At 69.4% G+C, this 22,535-nt stretch carries 21 protein-coding genes; 7 read left to right on the forward strand and 14 right to left on the reverse strand.

Translation table 11 applies throughout. The features are described from left to right. Positions 1 to 303: 303 nt before the first annotated feature. From casG to A6I89_RS09410, 9 genes are all read right to left on the reverse strand, one after another. Positions 304 to 1,944: a steroid-24-oyl-CoA synthetase gene (gene casG, locus A6I89_RS09370; RefSeq protein WP_044991439.1), complete on the reverse strand. Its 1,641-nt coding sequence runs from the start codon at positions 1,942 to 1,944 to the stop codon at positions 304 to 306. Positions 1,945 to 1,991: 47 nt separating this feature from the next. Beyond that, a complete protein-coding gene (locus A6I89_RS09375) occupies positions 1,992 to 2,816 on the reverse strand; it encodes an SDR family NAD(P)-dependent oxidoreductase (protein WP_022598232.1) in 825 nt (274 codons plus the stop codon). Next, positions 2,816 to 3,964 (reverse strand): steroid 3-ketoacyl-CoA thiolase, encoded by a 1,149-nt coding sequence (locus A6I89_RS09380; protein WP_022598233.1) that lies wholly within the window; start codon positions 3,962 to 3,964, stop codon positions 2,816 to 2,818. The genes A6I89_RS09375 and A6I89_RS09380 overlap by 1 nt, the downstream gene beginning before the upstream one ends. Before the next feature lie 79 nt (positions 3,965 to 4,043). Then, on the reverse strand, positions 4,044 to 5,264 hold the full coding sequence (locus A6I89_RS09385; protein WP_022598236.1) for an alpha-hydroxy acid oxidase: 1,221 nt from the start codon (positions 5,262 to 5,264) through the stop codon (positions 4,044 to 4,046). Further along, a complete protein-coding gene (locus A6I89_RS09390) occupies positions 5,261 to 6,163 on the reverse strand; it encodes an NAD(P)-dependent oxidoreductase (protein WP_022598238.1) in 903 nt (300 codons plus the stop codon). Before A6I89_RS09390 ends, A6I89_RS09385 begins: the two co-directional genes overlap by 4 nt. Continuing rightward, positions 6,160 to 6,468, reverse strand: coding sequence for a hypothetical protein (locus A6I89_RS09395; RefSeq protein WP_022598240.1), 309 nt, complete (start codon positions 6,466 to 6,468; stop codon positions 6,160 to 6,162). The genes A6I89_RS09390 and A6I89_RS09395 overlap by 4 nt, the downstream gene beginning before the upstream one ends. Continuing rightward, positions 6,465 to 7,220: a class II aldolase/adducin family protein gene (locus A6I89_RS09400; protein ID WP_005517234.1), complete on the reverse strand. Its 756-nt coding sequence runs from the start codon at positions 7,218 to 7,220 to the stop codon at positions 6,465 to 6,467. Before A6I89_RS09400 ends, A6I89_RS09395 begins: the two co-directional genes overlap by 4 nt. Positions 7,221 to 7,268: 48 nt before the next feature. Then, entirely contained in the window at positions 7,269 to 8,141 is an 873-nt protein-coding gene (locus tag A6I89_RS09405; protein ID WP_022598242.1) for an alpha/beta fold hydrolase, read from the reverse strand. An 11-nt stretch (positions 8,142 to 8,152) separates the two neighbouring features. Further along, on the reverse strand, positions 8,153 to 9,358 hold the full coding sequence (locus tag A6I89_RS09410; RefSeq protein ID WP_022598244.1) for an amidohydrolase family protein: 1,206 nt from the start codon (positions 9,356 to 9,358) through the stop codon (positions 8,153 to 8,155). A gap of 106 nt (positions 9,359 to 9,464) precedes the next feature. Here A6I89_RS09410 and A6I89_RS09415 point away from each other — a divergent pair, with 106 nt between their 5' ends. The 7 genes from A6I89_RS09415 to A6I89_RS09445 all read left to right on the forward strand — a co-directional run bounded on the left by A6I89_RS09415 (position 9,465) and on the right by A6I89_RS09445 (position 18,341). Next, the gene (locus tag A6I89_RS09415) at positions 9,465 to 10,199 is read left to right on the forward strand and encodes an IclR family transcriptional regulator (protein ID WP_005517231.1); all 735 of its coding nucleotides are present in this window, start codon (positions 9,465 to 9,467) and stop codon (positions 10,197 to 10,199) included. Positions 10,200 to 10,329: 130 nt separating this feature from the next. Beyond that, positions 10,330 to 11,247, forward strand: coding sequence for an AurF N-oxygenase family protein (locus A6I89_RS09420; protein WP_005517230.1), 918 nt, complete (start codon positions 10,330 to 10,332; stop codon positions 11,245 to 11,247). 276 nt (positions 11,248 to 11,523) lie between these two features. Continuing rightward, positions 11,524 to 12,315, forward strand: coding sequence for an enoyl-CoA hydratase/isomerase family protein (locus A6I89_RS09425; protein ID WP_022598246.1), 792 nt, complete (start codon positions 11,524 to 11,526; stop codon positions 12,313 to 12,315). Between the two features lie 33 nt (positions 12,316 to 12,348). Next, entirely contained in the window at positions 12,349 to 13,329 is a 981-nt protein-coding gene (locus A6I89_RS09430; protein WP_022598248.1) for an ABC transporter substrate-binding protein, read from the forward strand. 126 nt (positions 13,330 to 13,455) lie between these two features. Beyond that, entirely contained in the window at positions 13,456 to 15,795 is a 2,340-nt protein-coding gene (locus tag A6I89_RS09435; protein ID WP_022598250.1) for a CaiB/BaiF CoA-transferase family protein, read from the forward strand. Between the two features lie 58 nt (positions 15,796 to 15,853). Then, complete coding sequence (locus A6I89_RS09440) at positions 15,854 to 16,801, forward strand: quinone oxidoreductase family protein (RefSeq protein ID WP_022598252.1); 948 nt, start codon at positions 15,854 to 15,856, stop codon at positions 16,799 to 16,801. A 34-nt stretch (positions 16,802 to 16,835) separates the two neighbouring features. Then, positions 16,836 to 18,341, forward strand: a complete 1,506-nt coding sequence (locus A6I89_RS09445; protein ID WP_044991474.1) for a crotonobetainyl-CoA--carnitine CoA-transferase — start codon at positions 16,836 to 16,838, stop codon at positions 18,339 to 18,341. Between the two features lie 9 nt (positions 18,342 to 18,350). Here A6I89_RS09445 and A6I89_RS09450 read toward each other — a convergent pair whose 3' ends face one another. From A6I89_RS09450 to A6I89_RS09470, 5 genes are all read right to left on the reverse strand, one after another. Further along, on the reverse strand, positions 18,351 to 19,241 hold the full coding sequence (locus tag A6I89_RS09450) for an IclR family transcriptional regulator (RefSeq protein WP_013417398.1): 891 nt from the start codon (positions 19,239 to 19,241) through the stop codon (positions 18,351 to 18,353). Between the two features lie 138 nt (positions 19,242 to 19,379). Further along, the gene (locus A6I89_RS09455; protein WP_005517223.1) at positions 19,380 to 20,231 is read right to left on the reverse strand and encodes an alpha/beta fold hydrolase; all 852 of its coding nucleotides are present in this window, start codon (positions 20,229 to 20,231) and stop codon (positions 19,380 to 19,382) included. After that, positions 20,231 to 20,551 (reverse strand): DUF362 domain-containing protein, encoded by a 321-nt coding sequence (locus A6I89_RS09460; protein ID WP_005517222.1) that lies wholly within the window; start codon positions 20,549 to 20,551, stop codon positions 20,231 to 20,233. Before A6I89_RS09460 ends, A6I89_RS09455 begins: the two co-directional genes overlap by 1 nt. A 3-nt stretch (positions 20,552 to 20,554) precedes the next feature. Continuing rightward, positions 20,555 to 21,559, reverse strand: coding sequence for an NAD(P)/FAD-dependent oxidoreductase (locus A6I89_RS09465; RefSeq protein ID WP_022598254.1), 1,005 nt, complete (start codon positions 21,557 to 21,559; stop codon positions 20,555 to 20,557). Positions 21,560 to 21,720: 161 nt separating this feature from the next. After that, positions 21,721 to 22,503, reverse strand: a complete 783-nt coding sequence (locus A6I89_RS09470; protein ID WP_005517220.1) for a class II aldolase/adducin family protein — start codon at positions 22,501 to 22,503, stop codon at positions 21,721 to 21,723. Between the last annotated feature and the right edge of the window lie 32 nt (positions 22,504 to 22,535).

Genomic DNA, 22,535 nt, shown 5'->3' on the forward strand with positions numbered 1-22,535 from the left:
GCAGCAGGCGATCCACCTACCCGACTGTCGTGCAGTTCGGACGGTCCGCGCCGAGTCGAGGCGTCGTCTCGACGCTCTCGAAAACCAAGCAGCATCGTGTGATTCCGATCTCACGCTGCTGTGATGACAATAACAGCACGCAACGCTCGTTGTGCAAGCGGAAACCGCAATATGGACACTCATCCGCGCAACCAGCGTCTCGCGCCCGAGATCCCGGCCCGGACAGCACTGAGCCGGTACGCACCCACACGGTGTGTACCGGCCAGTTTCTCTTGGTCACAGCACTTTTCGAGAAGACAGCTACTACAGAGTAGCCAGAACCTCCACCCGCTTGACCTTGCCGGTCGCGTTGCGCGGCAGTTCCTCGCCCCGGAGGATCCACCGACTCGGAACCTTGTACCGCGCGATCCGCTCGGTCATGTACCCGGCCAACTCCTCTTCCGTCACCGGCACATCGGAGTCGACGACGACGACCGCACAGACCTCCTCGCCGTAGTCGGCGTGCTCGGTCCCGACAACGATGCACTCGCGCACCGAGGGATGCTCCACGAGCACGTCCTCGACCTCGGCGGGATACACGTTCTCACCGCCGCGGAGAATCAGATCCGAACGGCGGCTGCTGATCCGGAGATACCCGTCCTCCATCGTCCCCAGATCACCGGTAGCCATCCAGCCGGTCTCGTCGATGGTCGCCGCGGTCGCCTCCGGGTTGTTCCAGTAGCCGAGCATCACCAGCGGACCCCGCACGTAGATCTCGCCCTCCACGCCGTCCGGCACCGGCCGGCCGACCTCGTCCCGCACCTCGACCCGCATCGTCGGCACGGCCGTACCCACGGTGTCCGGCCGTTCCGCCAGGTCCGCGGCCGTCGCCAACGTGGCCGCCGACGACGACTCCGTCAACCCGTACGTGGTACCCAGCGACCGCCCCGCGGCCGGCAACACCTGCCGCAGTCGCTCCTTGAGCGCCGCGGACGACGGCGCCGAGCTCACCGAAATCGTCTGCAGTGACGACAGATCGTATGCCGACAGGTCGTGTTCGACCAGGCGGCTCACCATCGTCGGGACGGCACCCCAGTTCGTCAAGCGCTCACGCTCGATCAACCGCAGCACCCGATCGATGTCGAACCGGCCCGTGGTGATCACCGCGGTGTCTCCGAACGCCAGCCGCGGAACCGCCAGGTTGTGCAGCGCCGCGATATGGAACAGCGGCGTCGCCAGCAGGAACCTGCGCGCGCTGGGCGGCCGCCCCAACTCCGCCGCCAAGGCGTCGTTGAACCGGTGGAAGTCGACCGCGGCCACCATGTTCCGCTGCGAATGCGTCGCACCCTTCGGCCGACCCGTCGTCCCGCTGGTGAACAGGATCACCGCGGGATCGTCCTCGCCTACGTCCGGCACCGGAAGTTCCGCGCCCGGCTGCGCGGTCGACAGCGCGGGGATGTCGACCTCGGTCGAGAGCACGGGGACGTCCACCGCACCCAGCAGCTCCCGCCGCGGCCCGTCGGCCACGATCAGCTTCGGTTCGGAAAGTTCGACACCGTAGGCGATCTCCCGCGCCGACCACAACGAATTCATGCCGACCGTGATCGCGCCGAGCGCCGTGGCCGCCCAGAACGTCATGATCCACTCGGCGTTGTTCGCCGAGAGGATGGCAACCCGATCGCCCTCGCCTATCCCGTACCGCGTCCGGAACTCCTGGGCGAGCGAGGCCACCCGAGCCAGATGCTCGGCGAAGGTGAGGCGCAGGTCGTCGCACACCAGATACTCGGCATCGCCGTAGCGAGCCGACTCGATCAGCAGCTGATGCAGCGATCGGTGCCGGTTGCGGAACACCGGCATCGCCGCGCCGCGCACCGGCTCCGGGGCGATCTCGAAGGCCGCACCCGGCGCCGTCAGCCGCGCGACGGCCGCCGCCCGCGCATCGGGTACTGGACGAATCTCGGACATCACTGCACCTTTCCGGGGAAGGATCGTTCGGGGCCGGCCGGCGTGGGTCAGCGGACCGTGAGCTGGCCGCCGTCGACGTTCCAGGACTGGCCACTGACCCACGCCGCCTGATCACTGGCCAGGAAGACTGCGGCCCAGGCTACTTCGCGAGGATGGCCCGCGCGCTGCAACGGAATGTTGGCTTCGACGTACCGCTGCCAGACGTCTGCGGGCCAGTCGTCGAGACGGCTGGTGGAGGTGACGCCCGGACACAGCGCGTTCACCCGGATCCCGGAGCGACCGAGCTCCTTGGCCATCGACGACGTCAGCGACTGGACCCCCGCCTTGGACGCGGCGTAGGCGGCGGTGTCTGCGCCGCCGGTCTTTCCGCCGATCGACGAGATGTTGACGATGCAGCCGCCGGCGCCCCGCTCGACCATCGCCCGCGCGAAGGCCCGGCTCATGAGGAACGTTCCCCGCAGGTTGACCCGGAGCACGCGGTCCCAGACGTCGACGTCCAGCTCGGTCACCGGGACTCGGTCGCCGCCGCGGGAAGCGGCGGCGTTGTTGACGAGGACGTCCACGCCCCCGAACTCCGCTTGGACCTGCGCGAGCAGGGAGTTCACCGAATCCTCGTCGGCGACGTCCGCGACGACCGCGGTCGCCCGGCGTCCCAGCGCCCGGATCTCGTCGGCGACGGATTCGATGTCGCGCCAGCCCGCGGCCTTCTCCTCGTCGGTGAAGCGGTCCGGCGTGCGCCCCGTGCCAGTGACGACGACATCGCAACCGGCACGGGCGAGTTCGACGGCGATCTCCCGGCCGATCGAGCGCATCCGCCCGGCACCGGTGACGACCGCGACCTTCCCGTCCAAACCCGTGAGCTGGGCCGGCATCAGATGCGCTCGACGATCGCTCCGGTTGCCATCGCACCGCCGGCGCACACCGCGACCAGTGCGCGTTCGCCGTCGCGGCGCTCGAGTTCGTCGATCACCGCGCCGATCAGCCGGACGCCCGACGAGCCGACCGGGTGGCCCAGGGCGATCGCACCGCCGTTCACGTTGAGCCGGTCCTCGTCGACACCGTGCACGCGGGCCATAGACATCGGGACCGCGGCGAACGCCTCGTTGACCTCGAACAGGTCGATGTCCTTGACGGACAGGCCGGTCCGGCCCAGCAGGTACTCGGTGGCCTGCACCGGACCGTCGAGCAGGAAGTGCGTCTCAGCACCGATCAGGCACTGCGCGACGATCCGGGCGCGCGGGCGCAGACCGAGCTCCCGGGCCCGGGTCTCGTCCATCAGCACCGCCGCGGCGGCGCCGTCCGAGATCTGCGACGAGGTACCTGCGGTGTGCAGACCACCGTCGAGAACCGGCTTCAGCTTCGCGAGCGCCTCGAGCGAGGTCTCCCTCAGCCCCTGATCGCGCGACACCTCGGCGGGAGCACCACCGTCGGTGCCGGGCGCCTTCACCGGGATGATCGCCCGGTCGAAGCGGCCTTCCGCCCACGCCTGCGCTGCGCGCTGCTGCGAGCGCAGACCGAACGCGTCGAGATCCTCACGCGCGAATCCACGCCGACGGGCGATTCGGTCGGCACCCTCGAACTGTGCCGGAATGTCCACGGCCCAGCCCGGCGGCTTGGGGCTGCCGACATCGCCCTTGATGTTCGACAGCAGCGGAACCCGGGACATCGCCTCGACGCCGCACGCCAGACCGGCGTCGATGACACCGGCCGCGATCTGTGCCGCGATCAACTGCACCGACTGCTGACCCGAACCACACTGGGCGTCGATGGTCGTCACGCCGGTCCGCTCCGGCAGGCCCGCATGCAACCACGCATTGCGGCTGACGTTCGACGCCTGCTCTCCGGCCTGCGTGACGCAGCCGCCGATCACCTGTTCGATCAGGGCCGGATCGAGGTCCAGGCGTTCGAGGATTCCGGACTGCACCGCACCCAGCAGCTCCGCGGCGTGCAGTCCCGACAGCCAGCCACCACGTCGACCGATCGGAGACCTCGCCACATCCACGATCACCGGGTTACCCATTGCAGTCCTCCTCGAGCAGGCATCAGTGTGGAACGCGATTCTTGATACCGATGAATTCGATTCCGTTGTGGCGGGAGTCTCACTGGGTGGTAATCGCCTCGATCGAAACCGTGTTCTGATCATCGGATGTCGCCGGGCGCACGTGGGACCGGTCGAGGTCCTGGATGTCGCGCACCCCGAGGAGGGTCAGTCCGCGCGCGATCTCCTCGCGCAGGATCGTGAGCACGTGTTCGACGCCGCGCTCCCCGGCGACCGCCATGCCGTACAGGCACGGGCGGCCGACGAGCACCGCGTCGGCCCCGAGGGCGAGCGCCTTGAGCACGTCCGTGCCGCGGCGGATGCCGCCGTCGAGCAGCACCTCGGCGCGTCCGGCGACGGCGTCGGCCACCGCGGGCAGCGCCGCGACCGACGGCACGCAGCCGTCCAGTTGGCGGCCCCCGTGATTCGACACGACGACGCCGTCCAGTCCGAGGTCCACCGCGCGTGCCGCGTCCTCGGGCCGCAACACCCCCTTGAGGTGCACGGTGCCGTGCCAGTTGTCCCGCATCCAAGCCACGTCGTCCCAGTTCAGCCGCGACTGGACGAGCTGGCGCTCCTGGATCTCGATCGACGCGAGTGCCGCGGTCACACCGTCTCCGGACGCGAGGTTGCGCCCGCCGATCCGCCGATGCTTCACGACGTCGTAGGCCCACCGCGGATGACGCGAGACGTCGAGCAGCCGACGCGGGGTGAGGACGGGCGGGACGCCCATCCCCTCCCGCCTCTCGCCCTCGCGGTTCCCGACGGCCGGGACGTCGACCGTCACGAACAGGGACCGGAATCCGGCCGCCCACGCGCGGCGCATGAGAGCCGCGGCGACGCCGCCCGAACCGGGGTACAGCTGGAAGGCGTGCTTCTCGCCGGCGGCGTCCGCGATCTCCTCGACCGACCACGTCGACGCCGTGCTGACGACGCACCGGGTGCCGACGCGCTCGGCGGCCCGGATCGCGTCGAGGTCGCCGCTCCACCGGGTGAGTCCGTTGAATCCCGTCGGCGCCGTCAGTACCGGCATCGAGACCGGCAGTCCCGCAACCCGAGTGGACAGGTCGTGAGTGTCGTGCCCGGCCAGGACGCTCGGCACCAGCCACCAGTCGTCGAACGCCGACCGGTTGCCGGCCACGGTGCGCAGGTCGTCGGCACCGCCCTCGATGTACGACCACACCATGCGCGGGAGCTTGCGGCCCGCGGCGCGACGGTAGTCCTCGACGCTGATCGGTTCTCCGGATGCGCGCCACTGCCAGTCGAATCCGAAGGCCCTCATCCCGACACCACCGCCCGGGACGGAGCGACGTACGCGGCGATCTTGCGTGCGGCCGCGGCCCAGCACCGGTCGAGCACGTCGTCGGTGATGCCCGCGGCATGCGGCGTCACCACCACGCCGGGTGCGGTCCACAGCGGATGCTCAACGGGGAGCGGCTCGGGATCGGTGACGTCGAGGATCGCATGCACCCGCCCACACTCCCCGAGAAGGGCTTGTGTGTCCACGAGTTCACCGCGTCCGGCGTTGATCAGCACCGCATCGTCCTTCATCGCGCCGAGGAACCCCGCATCCACGAGGTGCACCGTCGAATCATCAAGCGGCAGAGCCAGGATCACGACGTCCCGGTCGCCGAGCACCGCCCGGCCCTGCGTGAAGTCCACGACACCCGCACGCGCCGTCCGGCCGACGAGGGTGACCGTGCAGCCGAACGGTTCGAGCCGTCGTCGAAGGTTCTCACCGATGTCGCCCGCCCCGAACACCAGGACGCTCCGACCCGACAGTGTCCCCGTGCGGTGCGCCTCCCACTGCCGGTCCCGCTGCTTGGCCCGGTAGCCCGCGAGATCCCGGACGTGGGCGAGCAACTGCGCGACGACCCACTCCGCGACCGCGCCGCCGTGGGCCCGGTCCGCGTTCGAGACCGTCACGCCCTCGGGCACGACCCCGGTCCAACGTTCGACTCCCGAACTGAACAGCTGCACCATCCGCAGGCGCGGCAACCGGGCGAAGAGGGAACCCGCCCCGGCCGGATCGAGTCCGTTCGCGACGAGTATCTCGGCATCGGCCGCGCCGTCCGGGACCTGTGGGCACTTCGGGTCGTACACCACCGCGCTCACGTGCGGGATGCCTGCGAGAGCGGCCACGCCGCGCGCGTCGGGGACGAGTACCACCGTGCGCGTCATCGGTCGGCGTCGCTGTCCGCGCGGCGGGCTTCCACCCAGCCGAGGATGTCGGCGGGCCAGATGGGCCGTGACTGCCGCCGGTAGTGCTCCCACGTGGCCTCGAGCACTTCGGATTCGGTACATCCGGCGAGCAGTTCGGCCCAGTAGTACTCGTCGAGCCGCTCTCCCGGCGGCCGTCGCTCGACACCGGAGATGATCCGGATGACCTCGCGGCAGGTGAAGATGTCGGCAGGACGGGCCGCGGCGCCGGGCTCGGGCTCCGCGCCCGACCCCTCCGCCACGTCCGTCGTGAACGTCTCGGTCATCGCGGCCGCGACAGGATCTTCTGCGCGAGGACGGGATCGGCCCGCATCTCCTTGCGCACCGCGGCCTCCCAGAAGCCGTGGAAGCCGTTGCCGTCGTTCTTCAGCTGCCGGTCGAGCCACCAGTCCGGCAGCGACGTCTTGTCCGGTCCGCCGGCGACACGGACCATCCACGCGTTCTTGCAGCGCTGTTCGAGCGCCACCGCGCGGAGGAAGACCGCCTTGGCCGTGTCGGCGATGACGAAGACGCCGTGCCCGCCGAGCAACGCCCGGTCGGCGTCACCGATCGCGCGGACCGCCTTCTCGGCTGCCTCCATGCTGTTGACGGCGCCGTCGTACTCGTCGACGAGAACCACCTCGCCGCCGCCCAGGCTCGAACTCTGGTCGTACGCGGGCGGCACCTCCTTGATGTCGCCCCACACCGTGCCGTACTCGGAGTGGTTGTGCAGCGCCCACACCACTTCGGGACGGGCGTTGTGCAGCGCGAGGTGCAGCGGGATCCCGAGCGGTACCGGCCAGTCGCCCTCGATCAGGTTGCCCTGCAGATCGATCCGCAGCAGATCGTCCGGACAGACCTCTTCCCACGTCAGCAGCCACGGGTTGCACAGCAGGGTGCCGTCACCGAGGTTGTAGGTGATGTGGCCGGCCAGGTGGTCGCGGTACCCCTCGTTCCAGAGGGTGCGGCCGAGCATGACCATCTCTTCCCGGGCATCGAGTTCCGGGATCAGACGGTCTGCGGTGGGTGTGAATTCCAACGAAGTATCTCCTCTCGTGATACGAGGCGCGACGGCCTCGGTTGACGCTCAGTCGAGTTCGCCGCACCGCCACGGTTCGAGGAACTCTGCGATCGCACGCCCGACGTCGTCGGGAGAGTCGTCGATGAAGAAGTGCCCGCCCGGGAGGGCACGGCCGGTGATGTCGCGGGCGAATCGCCGCCAGACGTTCAGCGGATGCTCGCGCCGGGTGAGCGGTCCCCGGTCACCCCACAGGACGAGCACCGGGCACGGGATCCGGCGACCGGCGTCGAGTGCGTCGTGCTCGAGGTCGACGGACGCGCCGGCCCGGTAGTCCTCGCACGTCGCGTGCACCACCGCCGGATCCCGGAAGTGGGACTTGTAGTGCTCGATGTCGTCCGCGGACATCGAGGTGCCGGCCCCGCCCGCCAGGCCGAGCACGTTGTCCATCCACGCGTCCGGGTTCGCGTCGATGAGCTGTTCGGCCAGCGCGTGCGGCCGGATCAGGAAGAACCAGTGGAAGTACATGGTCGCCAACTGCCGGTCGGTGGTGGCGTAGACCTCCGAGGTCGGCAGGATGTCGAGCAGGGCGGCCTGGACCACCCGATCGGGGTGATCGAGGCACATGCGGTGCACCACGCGCGCACCCCGGTCGTGGCCGGCGACCGCGAAGCGCTCGAACCCCAGGCTGCGCATGACTTCCACCTGGTCGCCGGCCATGGCCCGCTTGGAGTACGTCGTGTGGGCGTCGTCGCCCGCCGGCTTGCTGCTGTCGCCGTAGCCCCGCAGGTCCGTCGTCACGACCGTGAAGCGGTCGGCCAGAGCGTCCGCGACCCGCCGCCAGACGCGGCGGGTCTGCGGGTAGCCGTGCAGCAGAAGCAGCGGAGGGCCCGAACCGACCACCCGCGTGGCGATCTGCACTTCGCCCACGTCGACGAGCAAGCCGCTGCCCCTCAGTCCCGGGGGAGAACGATCTCGGGCAACGGGTGCCGGTACAGCTTGGCGGCGTTCTCGCTGCACATCATTCGCATCTCGTTCGCCGGGATGTCGCCCCAGTAGTTCTCGAGAACGCTCTGCGTGTGCGGCCACGTGCCGTCACCGTGCGGGTAGTCCGTCTCGAGCATGATGTTCTCGACCCCGATCACGTGGCGCAGCGCGATGGTGGACGGGTCGTCGAGCGTGCAGAACCAGAAGTTGCGACGCAGGATGTCCGCCGGACGCTCGTCCCAGCCGAGGCCGTAGCCGGACCGGTCGATGATGTTGTCCAGCCGGTCGATCAGCATCGGCACCCAGCCGATGCCGCCCTCGCTCATCGCGATCTTCAGCGTCGGGTGATCCTTGGGGTAGCCCGACCACAGCCACTCGCTGCATGCACCGAGCGAGAGCTGGCCGAACATGGTGGCGCCCAACTGCAGTCCCGGCGCGCCCTGCGGGTACTGGTACATGCCCGAGCTGCCGACGTGCAGCGAGATCACGGTGTCGGTGTCGACGCAGGCCTGGATGATCGGATCCCAGTGATCGCGATCCCACAGGGACGGCAGACCGATCGCGTGGGGACGCTCCGGGAAGGTGACCGACGTGAAGCCACGCGCCGCGTTGCGCTCGATCTCCTTGACCGCCTCGACCGGATCGGTGAGGTAGGTGATGCCACCGGGGATCACGCGGGTCGGGTACTCGAGGTGCCACTCGTTGTAGATCCAGTCGTTCCACGCGCGCACTGCCGCGATGCCGACCTCCTTGTCGGACGCGTGCGCGAAGACCCGGCCACAGAACCCGGTGATCTGCGACGGGAAGTTGAGCATCGCCCAGATGCCGCCCTTGTCCATGTCCTTGACGCGGGCATGGATGTCGTAGCACCCCGGACGCATCTGGTCGAAGCGGAAGGGCTCGTACTTCACCGATTCCTTGCGGCGGCCGGCGACGGCATTCATGCCCACCTGCGAGTAGATGTTGCCGTCGAACTCCCAGACCTGCGAGCCGTCCTCGCCCTCGAGGATTTTCGGGCCGCGGTCCTTGAGCGACGCGGGCATCCACGTCTCGAACAGGTGCGCCGGCTCCACCACATGGTCGTCGACGGAGATGACCGTGTACTTGACCTCGGCCGGTTCCGGCTCGGGGTTGAAGAGTTCGGGATCGAGTTCCTGGTTGACAGCCGTCACGGCACGCTCCTTCGCGAGATCGCGTCGACGAGGCTTCGATGGGGCACCTTGCCGACGTAAGTATCACTATGCGATAGTGAGTATCACTTGCAGACACACAGTAGGGGTGATCCACATCTCAGTCAAGACACTGGGCACCCTCGCGCGCGGACTCCGCGTCGTCGAGGCCGTCGCCGAACACCAGCCGATCGGATTGACCGAACTCTCCCGCGTCCTCGACGAGGACAAGAGCGCCCTTCAGCGCACGCTGGCGACCCTGCACGACGCGGGATGGATTCGCCCGCTTCCCGATTCCCCTCCCCGCTGGGAGGTGTCGACCAAACCGTTGATCGTCGCGGGCCGCGCGCTCACGTCGTCCCCGCTGCCGGTGCGCGCCCGCGCACTGCTGGGCTCGCTGCGCGACGCGACGGGCGAGACGGCCCACCTGGCGGTCCTCGACAACTCCACGATCGCCGTCGTCGACGTCGCCGAGGGCAAGCAGATCGTCCGAACGACACTGCAGGTGGGACAGATCCATCCGGCCGGAACGAGCGCCGCCGGCCGCGCCATCTGCGCCCTGCTCGACCCGGACGCGCGCGCCGACGTCACGCCCGACCCGGCGACGCTCCTCACCGACGACGACTACGCCGAAATCCGCGCCCGCGGCTGGTCGCTGTGCGAGGGCGCTGTGCAACCCGGCTCGACGAGCATCGCCGCCGCGGTCACCGACTCGACGGGACTCCCGGTCGGCGCGGTGATCGTGAGCGGGCCAGAAACCCGGCTCACACCGGACCGTTACGCCGAGATCGGCGCACTCGTGCGCGACGTCGCCGCCGAACTGAAGGGGGCCCGCCAGCGCTGATCAGCCCGCGCTCCGCGTGCCACCCATTGCCATCGTGACAATCGCCATTGTATGGTTCAGCTAACAGTAACCGACCGTCACACACAGATGGCTCGCCGCGACCGCGGCGGTGACAGGAAGAGGGGGCGTCATGACCACTGCGATTCCGTCGACCCGCACGGCACCACCGGTGTCCGATCGCGAGGAGACCGCGCGGCGCCTGCTCGCCTCGTCCGCCCGCAAGTCGTACGACCCCATGGTCGAAGTGGACTGGAACGCGCCGCTGCCCACCGACAAGTTCGGGCTCACCCCGGAGTGGAGCACGCTGTACGGCACCGCACTGTGGGACGAGATGACCGACGAGCAGAAGATCGAGCTCACCAAGCACGAGGCCGCGAGCGTCTCGAGTGTCGGTCTGTGGTTCGAGATCCTGCTCATGCAGATGCTCCTGCGCGACGTCTACGGCCGCGACAAGCATTCGCGCCACGTGCAGTTCGCGCTCACCGAGGTCGCGGACGAGTGCCGCCACTCCGTGATGTTCGCGCGCGCAGGCGAAAAGTTCGGGATGCCCGACTACGGCCCGATCACGTTCATCCACCGGGCCGGCCGACTGTGGGGCGGGCTGTTCCGCGGCGCCAACGCGTACGCGAGCGTCATGGCGGCCGAGGAGATCCTCGACATGATGCAGCGCGACTTCATGAAGGACGAACGCGTCCAGCCGATCACGCGCACCGTCAGCAAGATTCACGTTCTCGAGGAGGCGCGGCACATCCGCTTCGCCCGCGAAGAGGTCACACGCCGCCTGCAGGGCGCTTCCCGTGCCCGCCGCGCCTTCGAGCGCGTCAGCACCGCCGCAACCGTCTACTTCGTCATGAAGAGCATGATTCACCCCGACGTGTACGTGAACGCCGGTCTCGACAAGGAGCGCGCACTCGAGGTCGCGCGCACCAACAAGCACCACCACGACAAGATCCGCACGTCGGGTTCGAAGCTCATGAGCTTCCTCGACAGCGTCGGCCTGGTCGGCGGGCCGTCCAAGGTGCTGTACAAGAAGGTCCACCTGCTCTGACGGGCAGGGTCACGGCGCGAGTGCGCGGTGTGCGAGCAGGGGGAGGTCCCGCGCACCGCGCATTTCGCGTCTTCCGGGTCGATCACCGTCGTGCGGCGGGCCGACTGCATTCACCCGATACCGCCTGACGCGACCGAGACGCGCCGCCGCTCGTTACGGTGACGTTTCCGGTTCGCCCACCGGACCGGCGGTCGTGCCCACCACGCCACCTCCCGTCGATACTCGGCTCCTCTCAACGGGTTCACCGGACCCGACTCACCGAGACCTGGAGCCGCCATGACGACCGAAAGCCCACCCACCCCCGAGTGTCTCGCCGTGACCTGCGCGAGCGGCGTCGCCACCGTCACGATCGATCGGCCTCCCGCCAATGCGTTCGATCCCGCGTTGATCGCCGAACTGCTCTCCGTCCTTCCTCCGCTCGCCGCCGATCCCGACGTCCGCTGCATCGTCGTGCGCGGGACGGGTCGATTCTTCGTCGCCGGTGCCGACATCCGCGTCATGCGTGAGCTCACCGAGGAGACGCAGCGTGCGATGCGGCCGTGGACCGATGTGCAGAAGCTCCTCGAGTCCGCACCGAAACCCGTTGTCGCAGCACTGAACGGACATGCGCTCGGCGGCGGTGCGGAACTCTCCCTCGCGTGCGACGTCCGGGTGATGACGCAGTCGGCGACCATCGGCTTCCCGGAGATGGGGCTCGGGCTCTTCCCCGGCGCCGGTGGCAGCCAGCGACTGCCCCGGCTCCTCGGAGCGCATCGCGCGAAGCTCCTCATGATCCAGGGGGCACGGCTCTCCGCCACCGAGGCCCTGGACATCGGCCTGGTCGACGAGGTCGTCCCCGACGACCGATTCGATTCCCGCATAGACGAACTCGCAACCGAGTTGGCCGCGAAACCGACGCGCACGATCGGGATGCTCAAGCACATCGTGGAAGCAGGCCGCACGCTTGCGCTCGACGAAGCGCTCGATGTCGAATTCGCCGCCGTTCTCGAACTGATCCGTACCCGCGACACCGCCGAAGGACTGCAGGCCTTCCTCGACAAGCGGGCACCGTCGTTCACGGGCCGCTGAGCGCGCACCGATCCCCCACCACGAAGGAAACCCATGACATCCAGATTCCGGCGCCGCGCACTCGCCGCCGTCGCGGCACTCGCCGCAGTGACCGTCGTCGCCACCGCATGTTCCCGGCCGGCGTCCGAGTCGGCGGCGTCCGCCCCCGACGGGCTCGTCCGCATCTCGGTCGGCGTCGATCCGTCGTACGCACCGTTCTTCGTCGCCGAGAAGGAAGGCCTGTTCGAGGCCGCCGGCCTGAACGTGCAGATCATCCAGACCGAGGGCGGCGCCGCGAGCGCCCAGAATGTCGTGGCCGGCACTTCCGAGATGTCCGGCAACGCCGACTCGACCGCGTTGACGGTGATGGCCGCCAACCCGACCCTGCGCGCACTCGGTGTCTACGAGGAATCCGACCGCTACTTCCAGGTGGTGCTCCGCCCCGGCGTCACGCCGCAGTCGATCAAGACCATGGGCGTGTTCCCCGGTATCGGCCTCTACTTCACGGACGCCTACCTGCGCAGTGTGGGCCTCGACCCGGCGGCCGTGAAACTGGTGAGCACCAGCCCGCCGGAACAGCCGGCGCTGCTCGCCCGCGGCGACATCGACGGCTTCATCTCGTTCGATCCGTGGGTGGCCCAGGCCGTCGCCACCGGGGGCCGCGTCGTCGGCACCAGCGGCGACTTCGGCGCCCGGTACTCGCAGTGGCTGCTCACCTCGGAGTCGTGGCTGGCCGCGAACGAGGAGCTGGCGGCCCGGGTCTTCGCGGTGGTCGCCGACGCAGCAGCGATCGTGAACTCGGATCCCGACCGCGCGGCCGCGGCGATCTCGTCGGCGATCCAGATGGATCCCGCGGAGGCGAAGCGCACGGTGACCCAGATCGACTTCGTCGGACGCGACTTCACCCCCGACGACACGGCCCGCGCCGACGACCTGGTCACCTTCTTCCGCGACCAGGGCAAGATCACCGGTTCCGTCGACACCGACACGGTGATGCTGCACGGCTGGGTGTCCGAGCACACCGACACCGAATGATCGATCCGTTCTGCCGACCGGATCGCGCCCGGTTCGGTCAGCAGAACGGAATCGTTTCCCGGGGCCCGGCATCGCCATAGTGTCGGCGCACTCACCGAAGAACCCGCGTCACCGATCGGAGCAGCCGTGGTCGAATCCGCAATCCGGGTGGTCGAACTCTCGAGCCCCTTCACCCGCTTCGCCGGACGGATCCTCGTCGGCCTCGGCTACGACGTCGTGCTCGTCGAACCGGCCGACGGCGATCCCAGCCGGCACGAGTTCGGCGGGCACGCGTACGGCCACTGGCACGCCGGAAAGAAGTCCGTCGTAATCGATCTCGGATCGGACACCGGACGCGGTGACCTCGCCCGGTTGGTCGCCGCATCGGACGTCTTCCTCGACGGCAGCGCCCCCGGTGCCGAACCGGTATCGGTGCCCGCCGATTCGACCGTTCATGTGCGGGTGACCCCGTTCGGCGTCGACGGACCGCGCAGGGATTGGGCGGCAACGGATCTCACCGTCGCTGCCCTCGGTGGCATGCTGGCCCAGGTGGGCGACCCGGACGGCCCTCCTCTGCTGCTTCCCCAGGGGCAGGCCGAGCAGCTGGCGGGCGTGAACGCCGCGATCGGCGCACTCCTCGGTCTGCGCGCACGTCGGCTCGGCCCAGTACCGGCGATCGACGTCTCCGCGCAGGAGTGCGTCGCCGCGAGCCTCGAGGCGGGGACGCTCGCGTATCTGCACGAGGACCGGGTACCGCCGCGGCCCGGACGGGTGCACCCACTGGTGCCGCACGGGTTGTTCCGTGCCGCCGACGGCTTCCTGGGCGGCGGGCTGGGCGGCAGTCCCCGGATGTGGGACGCGCTGCTGGCCTGGCTCGTCGAGGAAGGCGCGGCCGACGACCTCACCGACCCCCGCTGGGGCGATCCGGTGGAGCGAAAGCGTCATCAGGAACACGTCTTCGAGGTGGTGCAGCGCTTCCTCGACAAGTGGACGAAGGAAGAGTTCGCGGTCGCGGCACAGTCTCGCAAGCTACCGTGGTCGGCCGTCGATCGGCCGGACGAGTTGCTCGTCAACCCGCAGCTGAACGACCGCGACTTCTTCGTCGACGTGGTCTCGCCCGACGGCGTGACCCGCGATCTCGGCTTCGGTTTCGCGTTCCCCGAGGGGTCGCGCGCCCGGGATCTCGTGGTGGCGGAGCCGGGTGAGCACCAGGCCCTGCTGGACGACTGCCGGCCCCCGGAAATCCGGTCGCCCGAGTTGAATTCGAGCACCCTTCCGCTCGACGGCATCAGAGTGCTCGACCTGACCTGGGTGCTCGCCGGACCGTACTGCACCCGCATCCTCGCCGATCACGGAGCCGACGTCGTCAAGGTCGAATCGCTCGGCCGGCCGGATCCGACGCGGTTCGCGCCGTTCATGCACCTGTCCCGTGGACCGCACGACGACCCGGACACGAGCGGGTACTTCAACGACGTCAACCGCAACAAGCGCAGCATCACCCTCGACACCCGCTCCCCCGCCGGCCTCGAGGTCCTGGCCGACCTGATCGCGCAGAGCGACGTCGTCGTGGAGAACTTCAGTTCCACCGTCATGGAGAAGATGGGCTTCGGGTACGAGCGGCTGCGCGAACTGCGCCCCGACATCGTGTACGTCTCGATGTCCGGCATGGGCCACACCGGACCGCGCAGCGGTTGGGTGTCGTACGCCGACATCGTCTCCGCCGCAACGGGATTGACTGCCCTCACCGGCTGGAGCAGCGACCAGGTGGTGGGCGTGATCTACGGGCACGGCGACATCGTGGCGGGACTGCAGGCCGCGACCGCCGTCCTCGCCGCACTCGAGCACCGGGACCGCACGGGCCGCGGCCAGCACGTCGACCTGTCGCAGTTGGAGGCGATGGCCTCGCACATGGGCACCAGCGTCGTGCAGGCGACCGGCACCGGACGGTTCCCGGTCCCGATCGGCAACGCGCACCCCACGATGTCGCCGCACGGAGTCTTCCGGTGTCTCGGCCCGGACCGCTGGTGCGCGATCGCCGTCCGCGACGACGCCGACTGGCGACACCTCTGCGACGTGCTCGGACGTCCGGACTGGGCGGACGACGACCGGTTCCGCACCGCGGCGGGACGGCGCGAACACGGAACCGAGATCGCCGACGCGATCGCGACGTGGACGGCGCCCCTGCCCGCCGAGACGGTCGCCGACCGCCTCCAGTCCGCCGGAGTTCCCGCCGGGGTCGTCCAGAACGGCCGCGACCTGGTCGAGAGCGACCCGCACCTGCGGGCACGCGGGTACTACGTTCCCGGCGACCATCCCAAGGTCGGTCGCTTCCTGCACGAGGGCGCACCGGTGCGGGTGGGCGCCGCGGTGACCGTCCGCCGAGCGGCGCCCCTGCTCGGCGCGGACACCGACGACGTGCTCCGCGACGTCGCCGGGTATCCGCCCGCGACCATCGCCCGGCTGCGTGCCGACGGCGTGCTGACCTGACCCTCATTCCACGGCCCACGGGCCGACTTGGTTTTCGAAAGATCCAGAAGGAGAACACATGCGCGCCGCCCGGCTCCACAATTTCGGACAGGCCCCCGTGGTCGACGACGTCGACGTGCCCGCCCGCGAACCCGGCCAGACCCTCGTCCGGATCGATGCGGCCGCACTCGGTCACCTCGACATGACGGTCGCGAGCGGCAACTTCGACGTCCGCCCTCGACTGCCGCACATCGGCGGCACGGACGGTGCCGGCACCGTCGTCGAGTCCGACACCTTCGAGCCCGGGACCCCGGTCCTGGTGCGCGGCGGCGGCGTCGGCTTGTTCAAGAACGGCTGCTGGGCCGAGTTCGTGGTGGCCTCGGACAAGGCATTCACCCCGTTCGATTCGGGACTCGACCCCGCGGTCGCGGCAACCTTCCTGCTGCCGAGCACCACCGGCTACGTCGCCGTTCACGATGTTGCCGACGTCCGAGTGGGCGAACGCGTGATCGTCGCGGGAGCCTCCGGCGCGGTGGGGGCGATGGCCGCCCAGTTCGCACAGCTGGCGGGGGCGTCCGAAGTGATCGGGGTGGTGCCCCGCGAGGATCAGGTCGCGCTGCTGCCGGAGGGGGTTCGGCCGATCGTCGGGCGCGGCGCGGAGGTGGCCGAGGCCCTCGGGCCCGATCCGGTCGCGGACGTCCTGATCGACACCCTCGGCGGGGACGCGCTGCCGCACCTGCTCGCCCGTGTCGTGCCGGGCGGGCGAGCCGCACTGATCGGATACACGCTCGGCACGCAGCTCACGATCGACCTGCCGAACTGGCTGCTCAGTGACGTTGCGATTCTGCCCGTCAACATGATTCGCAAGACCGCCCGCCAAGCCGAGCTCGCCCCCGACATGATCGCCCGCCTCGTGGCCGGCGACATCCGCCTCGCGGTCCAGCAGTTCCCGCTCGACGACATCGCCGACGCGTTGCAGCTGATGCGCGAGGGCAAGGTCGCCGGCCGTGCCGTCGTCGTTCCGTGACGATGTGACCGGGGCACTGCCGCTGCCGGACCCGATGACGATCCCGGCGCTGCTCCTCGACCGTGCCGCCCGGCGCGGTGACCACACCGCGCTGCGGGTGGACGACGTGCGAGTGACCTACCGCGAACTGGTGGACCGCGCGGGCGCCATGGCCGGGTCGCTCGCACGTCGCGGGATCCGGCGTGGTGACCCCGTCGCCGCGATGACCACGAACCGCGTCGAGGCGATCGATCTGATCCTCGGGTGCGCCTGGCTCGGTGCCGTCGCGGTGCCGCTGAACACCGCCTTCCGCGGTGACGCGCTGCGTCATGTCCTCGCGGTGTCGGGTGCCCGGCACGTACTGGTCGAACCCGAGTACGTCTCCCGCGTCGCGGGAGCCGGTTTCCGGGGCGAGCTGTGGATCGTCGGCACCGAGCAGGCGCCGCAACCGAATTCGCGGCCGTTGCCGCCGGTCGAAGGGCTGTCGGCCCTCTCCCCCGCGGCAGTGCTGTTCACCTCCGGCACCACGGGGATGCCGAAAGGCGTGGAGTGCCCGCACGCACAATTCCTGTGGTGGGGACAGGGTGTGGGCGCTTCACTCGGCCTCGGTCCGGACGACGTGCTCTACAACGGCCTGCCGCTGTTCCACACCAACGCCATCAACGCGCTCTTCCAGGCCGTGGTGACGGGCGGCACCTTCGTTCTCGGCCGGCACTTCTCGGTGCGCGAGTACTGGCGCCGCGTCGCCGACGCCGACGCGACCGTCGTGTACCTGCTCGGCGCGATGGTCGCCATGCTGGCCGGTCGTTCGCCGTCCCCGCACGATCGCGCGCACCGGGCGACCCGGGCGCTCTCTCCCGCGACACCCGAGCGGCTGTGGCGGCCGTTCCGGGAACGGTTCGGTGTCGAGCTGATCGACGGATTCGGAACCACCGAGACGAATCTGGTGCTCGGGACCGTTCCCGGTGACCGGCGCGCGGGCTACCTCGGCACGGTCATGCCGGGATACGACGCGCTCGTCGTCGACCCGGCCGGGGGCCCCGTCCCGGACGGCACCCCCGGCGAACTGCTGGTGCGCACCGAACTCGACGGCGCCTTCGCGCTCGGCTACCTCGGTGACCCGCCCGCTGCGCCCGGAGCATGGCTGGCCACGGGCGACCGCGTGGTGCGGGAGGCCGACGGCTGGTTCCGATTCGTCGACCGGATCAAGGACGTGATCCGCCGGCGCGGGGAGAACATCTCGTCGACCGAGGTCGAGGACGTGCTCGCGCAGCATCCCGCGGTCGCGCAGGCGGCGGTGTTCCCGGTCCCGTCGCAGTTGGCCGAGGACGAGGTGATGGCGGCGGTCGTCGTGCAGCCCGGGCACCGCGTCGAACCCGCCGAGCTGTGCCGGTTCGCCGAGCCCCGTCTCGCCTACTTCGCCCTGCCCCGGTACATCGACGTCGTGGACGCGCTACCGCTCACGGAGACGGGCAAGGTGCGCAAGGCGGCGTTGCGGGAACGCGGCATCGGGCCGAACACGTGGGACGCGGAAGGGGCCGGGATCGCTCCCGGCCGCTGACCGCACCACCTACTTGCCGCAACCGTTGAACGAACACATCGTGGGGCTACAGGCCATTCCCCGCGCGAGGTCGGCGGGGGCGTGCGTGCACTTCATCGCGTGCAGCGCGCGGCTGATACCCATTCCCGCGGTACGCAGCGCACCGGTCACCCGGCTGACGTTGAGCCGGACCGTCGGGCCGGTCACCGACAGTGCCCCGGCAATCGTTGTGGGACCACTGAAGACCGGAACCGCGACACTCATGTAGCCGAGGCGTGTCTCCTCGACCTCGACCGCCAACTGTTCCTTGCGCATCCGCTCGAGCTGCTGACGCAGGACCGACACCGACATCGTCGTCCGCGCGGTGAGCGCGGTGAAGCCCTGCTCGACCACCTCGTCGAACACCGACTGCGGTGAGAACGCCAGGATCATCTTCCCGGTGGCCGTGCAGTACAACGGGAGCCGGCCCGCGACGCGGGACTGCTGGTTGAGCCCGCGGTGGCCGATGATCTTCTCGATGTAGAGGACGTCGATGCCGTCGCGCACCGCGAAGTGCACGGTTTCCTGCGTCGCGAGCAGCAGGTCCTCCATGTACGGGAGCGCCGCGTCACGGAGGATCCGCTGCCGGGGCACCAGCTGCCCCAGCTCGAACAGACGCAACCCCAGGCGGTACTTCGTGCCGGCCCGCTCGAGCAGACCCCACTCGACCAGTTCCCCCGCGAGACGGTGCACCGTGGCCTTCGCGACCCGACTGCGGCGCGTCAACTCGGTGAGCGAGAGATCGCTGTGGTCGCTGTCGAAGGCGTCGAGGATCGAGCGGGCCTTTCCCAGCACCGACGACATCTCACCGCCCTGTCCTCGCGCCGCCTGGATCGGCACCACCGAACCGAGATCGACCGATCGCTGCATCGCTGTCGTCACTGCGGCCTCCTGACACTCTGGGGCTCTCCCCGACTCGGAGGTCCGAGCGGTGTAGCCCTGTCGGTGCCAGTGACGCTAGGGACCAAAGTCCCGAGACGCACGTCACACGTTCCGTCCAGCGGACCGGTTTCACAGGGTTTACATATGCCGCGCGACCAGGGTGTCCGCCGTCACCGGCGAGGCGGTGGTGTTCACATTCGCCAGGAACTCGCACACCACTGTCGCGACCCGGTCCGCGTGCCGTTCGACGAGGGCCACGGTGCCGTCCTCGATCACGATCTCCGCCACCGACGGTGCCCCGATGAGGTGCTCACGCAGCTTCGGAAGGGCCGGCATCGAGAACGGATCGGCACCCGCACCGATCAGCAGGACCGGAACCGTGACGGAGCCGACCCGTTCCTCCATCCGGTACCGACCGCACGCGCGGTGTCCCTCGGCCGGATCCACCCCGAACGAGAGGGCGTCGTGGACGAACCGGTCCAGCAGACCCGTGACGGGGTCCGGATAGTACGGACGACGCAGGTCCCACAGCACCCGCAGGTGGTCGCCGTCCGGGACACGCTCGGCGCAGTCCACCCCGCCCGCGCCCGTGTGACCGGCGCGGTACTCGGCGTCCGCCCACGGACACGACGACAGCACGACCGCGTCGAGTCGTCCACCGTCCGCCGCCGCCATCTCGAGCGCCACGGCCGCACCGGTGTGGTGCCCCAGCACGGTGGCCCGGTCGACGCCCAGGGCGTCGAGCAGCTCCCAGGCCCCCTGTGCGAAGTCCTCGATGGTCTGCGGGGCGGGCAGCGACGCACTCGCACCGAAGCCCACCATGTCCATCGCGATCACTCGGAAGTTGCTCGCCAGCAACGGAATCAGCTCTCGGAACTCGTCCCATGAGCGCGGGGTCTGGTGCAGCAGCAGTATCACCGGTCCCCGCCCCTGCTCGGCGTAGTGCAGCTGGCCGAACGAGGTGTCCGCGTACCCGAACCGCACGCCCATCAGTACGCCGCCACCATCGGGGTGTCGACGCCGATCACATCGATCTTGGCGGCGCCACCCGGGTTGCCGACGGGCTCGGCCCGGGTCGGCAGGATCTCCAGGAAGAACCGCTTGGCGTCCTCCTTGAACTCGGGGTCGGCCTTGCGGTCCACGGTGATCGCCTCGACCGGGCACGCGAGTTCGCATGCACCGCAGTCGATGCACTCGTTCGGATTGATGTAGAGCTTGCGCTCCCCCTCGTAGATGCAGTCGACCGGGCACTCCTCCATGCAGGACCGGTCCATGTAGTCGATACATGCCTCGCCGATGACGAATGCCATTGTTCAGCCTTCCTGTTCGGTGGAATGTCCGGGGAAGATCTCCGCGTCGGGATCGATCACCGCGGCCGCGTTGTTGACCGCGGTCGCGGCCTCTCCGAAACCGACCGCGATGAGCCGGACCTTGCCGGGGTAGTCGGTGATGTCGCCGGCGGCGTACACGCGCGGGACCGCGGTCTCCATGCGGGTGTTCACGACGATGTGCCGCGAGTCGATCTCGAGTCCCCACTCGGTGAGTGGTCCCAGGTCCGCGGTGAAGCCGAGCGCGGCGATGACGGACTGCGCGGGCAAGGTGCTGGTGCTCTTCTCGAGCTTGTGTGCGACGTCGACCTCGGAGATCCAGCCGTTGCCGCGGACCGCGGACACGTCGGCGTTGACGATCATCCGCACACTGCTCTGCCGCACCTTCGTGACCGTCGCCGCGTGAGCACGGAACTTGTCGCGGCGGTGCACGAGCGTCACCGACGACGCGATGGGCTCGAGGTGAACCGCCCAGTCGAAGGCACTGTCCCCGCCCCCGACGATCACGACGTCCTTGCCGGCGTGGGCCGACAGGTCCGGGACGAAGTAGCTGAGCCCGCGATCAAGGAAGTCGAGCCCCTCGGCGAGCGGGCGAGGCGTGAAGGTGCCGATGCCGCCGGTGACGATCACGGCTCCCGCAGTGACCTCGCGGCCCGTGCTCGTTCCGACGACGGCGCGACCGTCCGCGAGGTGCGCCAGGGTCTGCGCCTGCTCCCCGAGCAGGTACAGCGGATCGTACGGTGCGGCCTGCTCGAGCAGTCCGTCGATGAGATCGCGCCCCTTCACGGACGGGAATCCGGCGATGTCGAGGATGGCCTTCTCCGGGTACATCGCACTCACCTGACCGCCGGGCTCGGACAGCGCGTCCAGCACGGCCACCCGCAGGCCACGGAAACCGGCGTAGTACGCGCCGTAGAGACCCGCCGGGCCGGCGCCGATGATCAGGATGTCGACCTCGAGTTCGGTCGGGACGTTGGACGAAGCGTTCATGTCGGCAACGCTAATGACGTTGGTGCCCTTGACATATGAAACCGGTCCGGTCAGCAGACTGTGTTCGGTCCGGGCCACCGGTGCGCACACACGCCGAAAGGCGGGCCCACCGGCGAAGGGGAGGTCTGCCGGTGAGCCCGCCGTCACGGGGCGCCGCGAGGTCAGCCGAAGATGTGGGGTTCCTCGGCGGCGATCTTCTGGATGATGGTCGAGTACGCGAACCAGCCCACCTTCTCGGTGCCGACGGCCTCGTACGTCTGGAGGGCGACGTCGTGGTGCAGCGCAACAGGATTCCCCGCGGCACGAGCCGCGAGCTCGGCCTGCATGGATCGCTCCATCGAGACGTACCACCACACGGCACTCTCGACCGACGTGCCGACCGTGAGGTGCCCGTGATTGCTCAGCACGACCGCCTTGCGGGGCCCCAGCGCGGCCGCGATGCGCAGTCCTTCCTCCTCGTCGAGCGCGACACCGTGGTACTCGTCGTAGATCGAGTGGTCCTCGTAGAAAGCGCACGCGTCCTGCGTGATCGGGCTCAGCAGACGGTGCAGCGACGAGAACGCCTTGCCCTGGAGCCCGTGCGCGTGCACGGCGCCGACGACGTCGGGTCGCGACTCGTGCACCTTGGAATGGATGACGAACGCGGCCCGGTTGAGCGGCCCGTCGCCGGACAGGATGGTGCCCTCGGAATCGACGTGCAGCAGCTCGTCCGGCCGGACCTGGGAGAAGTGCCGGCCGAACGGCGCCGTCCAGAACGTGTCGGGACGCTCCGGGTCGCGGGCCGTGATGTGCCCCGAGATCCCCTCGTCCAGACCGAAGCGCGAGAGGATCCGGTAGCCGCCGATCACCGCGATCTTGCGGCGCCGCCGTTCGCTCTCGACGTCGTCCGACTCGGGTCGTCCGGGGATCCCGGCCAACTCTGCGATGGTGGGTGCGTGAGTCATTGCGTCCCTTCAGGTTCGACGGGTGTCGGGGG

The organism is Prescottella equi (assembly GCF_002094305.1).
In the GTDB taxonomy this organism is placed as follows: Bacteria; Actinomycetota; Actinomycetes; order Mycobacteriales; family Mycobacteriaceae; genus Prescottella; species Prescottella equi.

Coding starts and splice junctions, on each gene's coding strand:
- A6I89_RS09445 (WP_044991474.1), top strand. CDS start 16,836: ATGACGATCCCGGCGCTGCTCCTCGACCGTGCCGCCCGGCGCGGTGAC.
- A6I89_RS09465 (WP_022598254.1), bottom strand. CDS start 21,559: ATGAACGCTTCGTCCAACGTCCCGACCGAACTCGAGGTCGACATCCTG.
- A6I89_RS09455 (WP_005517223.1), bottom strand. CDS start 20,231: ATGGGCGTGCGGTTCGGGTACGCGGACACCTCGTTCGGCCAGCTGCAC.
- A6I89_RS09425 (WP_022598246.1), top strand. CDS start 11,524: ATGACGACCGAAAGCCCACCCACCCCCGAGTGTCTCGCCGTGACCTGC.
- A6I89_RS09380 (WP_022598233.1), bottom strand. CDS start 3,964: ATGGGTAACCCGGTGATCGTGGATGTGGCGAGGTCTCCGATCGGTCGA.
- A6I89_RS09460 (WP_005517222.1), bottom strand. CDS start 20,551: ATGGCATTCGTCATCGGCGAGGCATGTATCGACTACATGGACCGGTCC.
- A6I89_RS09390 (WP_022598238.1), bottom strand. CDS start 6,163: ATGACGCGCACGGTGGTACTCGTCCCCGACGCGCGCGGCGTGGCCGCT.
- A6I89_RS09430 (WP_022598248.1), top strand. CDS start 12,349: ATGACATCCAGATTCCGGCGCCGCGCACTCGCCGCCGTCGCGGCACTC.
- A6I89_RS09470 (WP_005517220.1), bottom strand. CDS start 22,503: ATGACTCACGCACCCACCATCGCAGAGTTGGCCGGGATCCCCGGACGA.
- A6I89_RS09440 (WP_022598252.1), top strand. CDS start 15,854: ATGCGCGCCGCCCGGCTCCACAATTTCGGACAGGCCCCCGTGGTCGAC.
- casG (WP_044991439.1), bottom strand. CDS start 1,944: ATGTCCGAGATTCGTCCAGTACCCGATGCGCGGGCGGCGGCCGTCGCG.
- A6I89_RS09385 (WP_022598236.1), bottom strand. CDS start 5,264: ATGAGGGCCTTCGGATTCGACTGGCAGTGGCGCGCATCCGGAGAACCG.
- A6I89_RS09395 (WP_022598240.1), bottom strand. CDS start 6,468: ATGACCGAGACGTTCACGACGGACGTGGCGGAGGGGTCGGGCGCGGAG.
- A6I89_RS09420 (WP_005517230.1), top strand. CDS start 10,330: ATGACCACTGCGATTCCGTCGACCCGCACGGCACCACCGGTGTCCGAT.
- A6I89_RS09375 (WP_022598232.1), bottom strand. CDS start 2,816: ATGCCGGCCCAGCTCACGGGTTTGGACGGGAAGGTCGCGGTCGTCACC.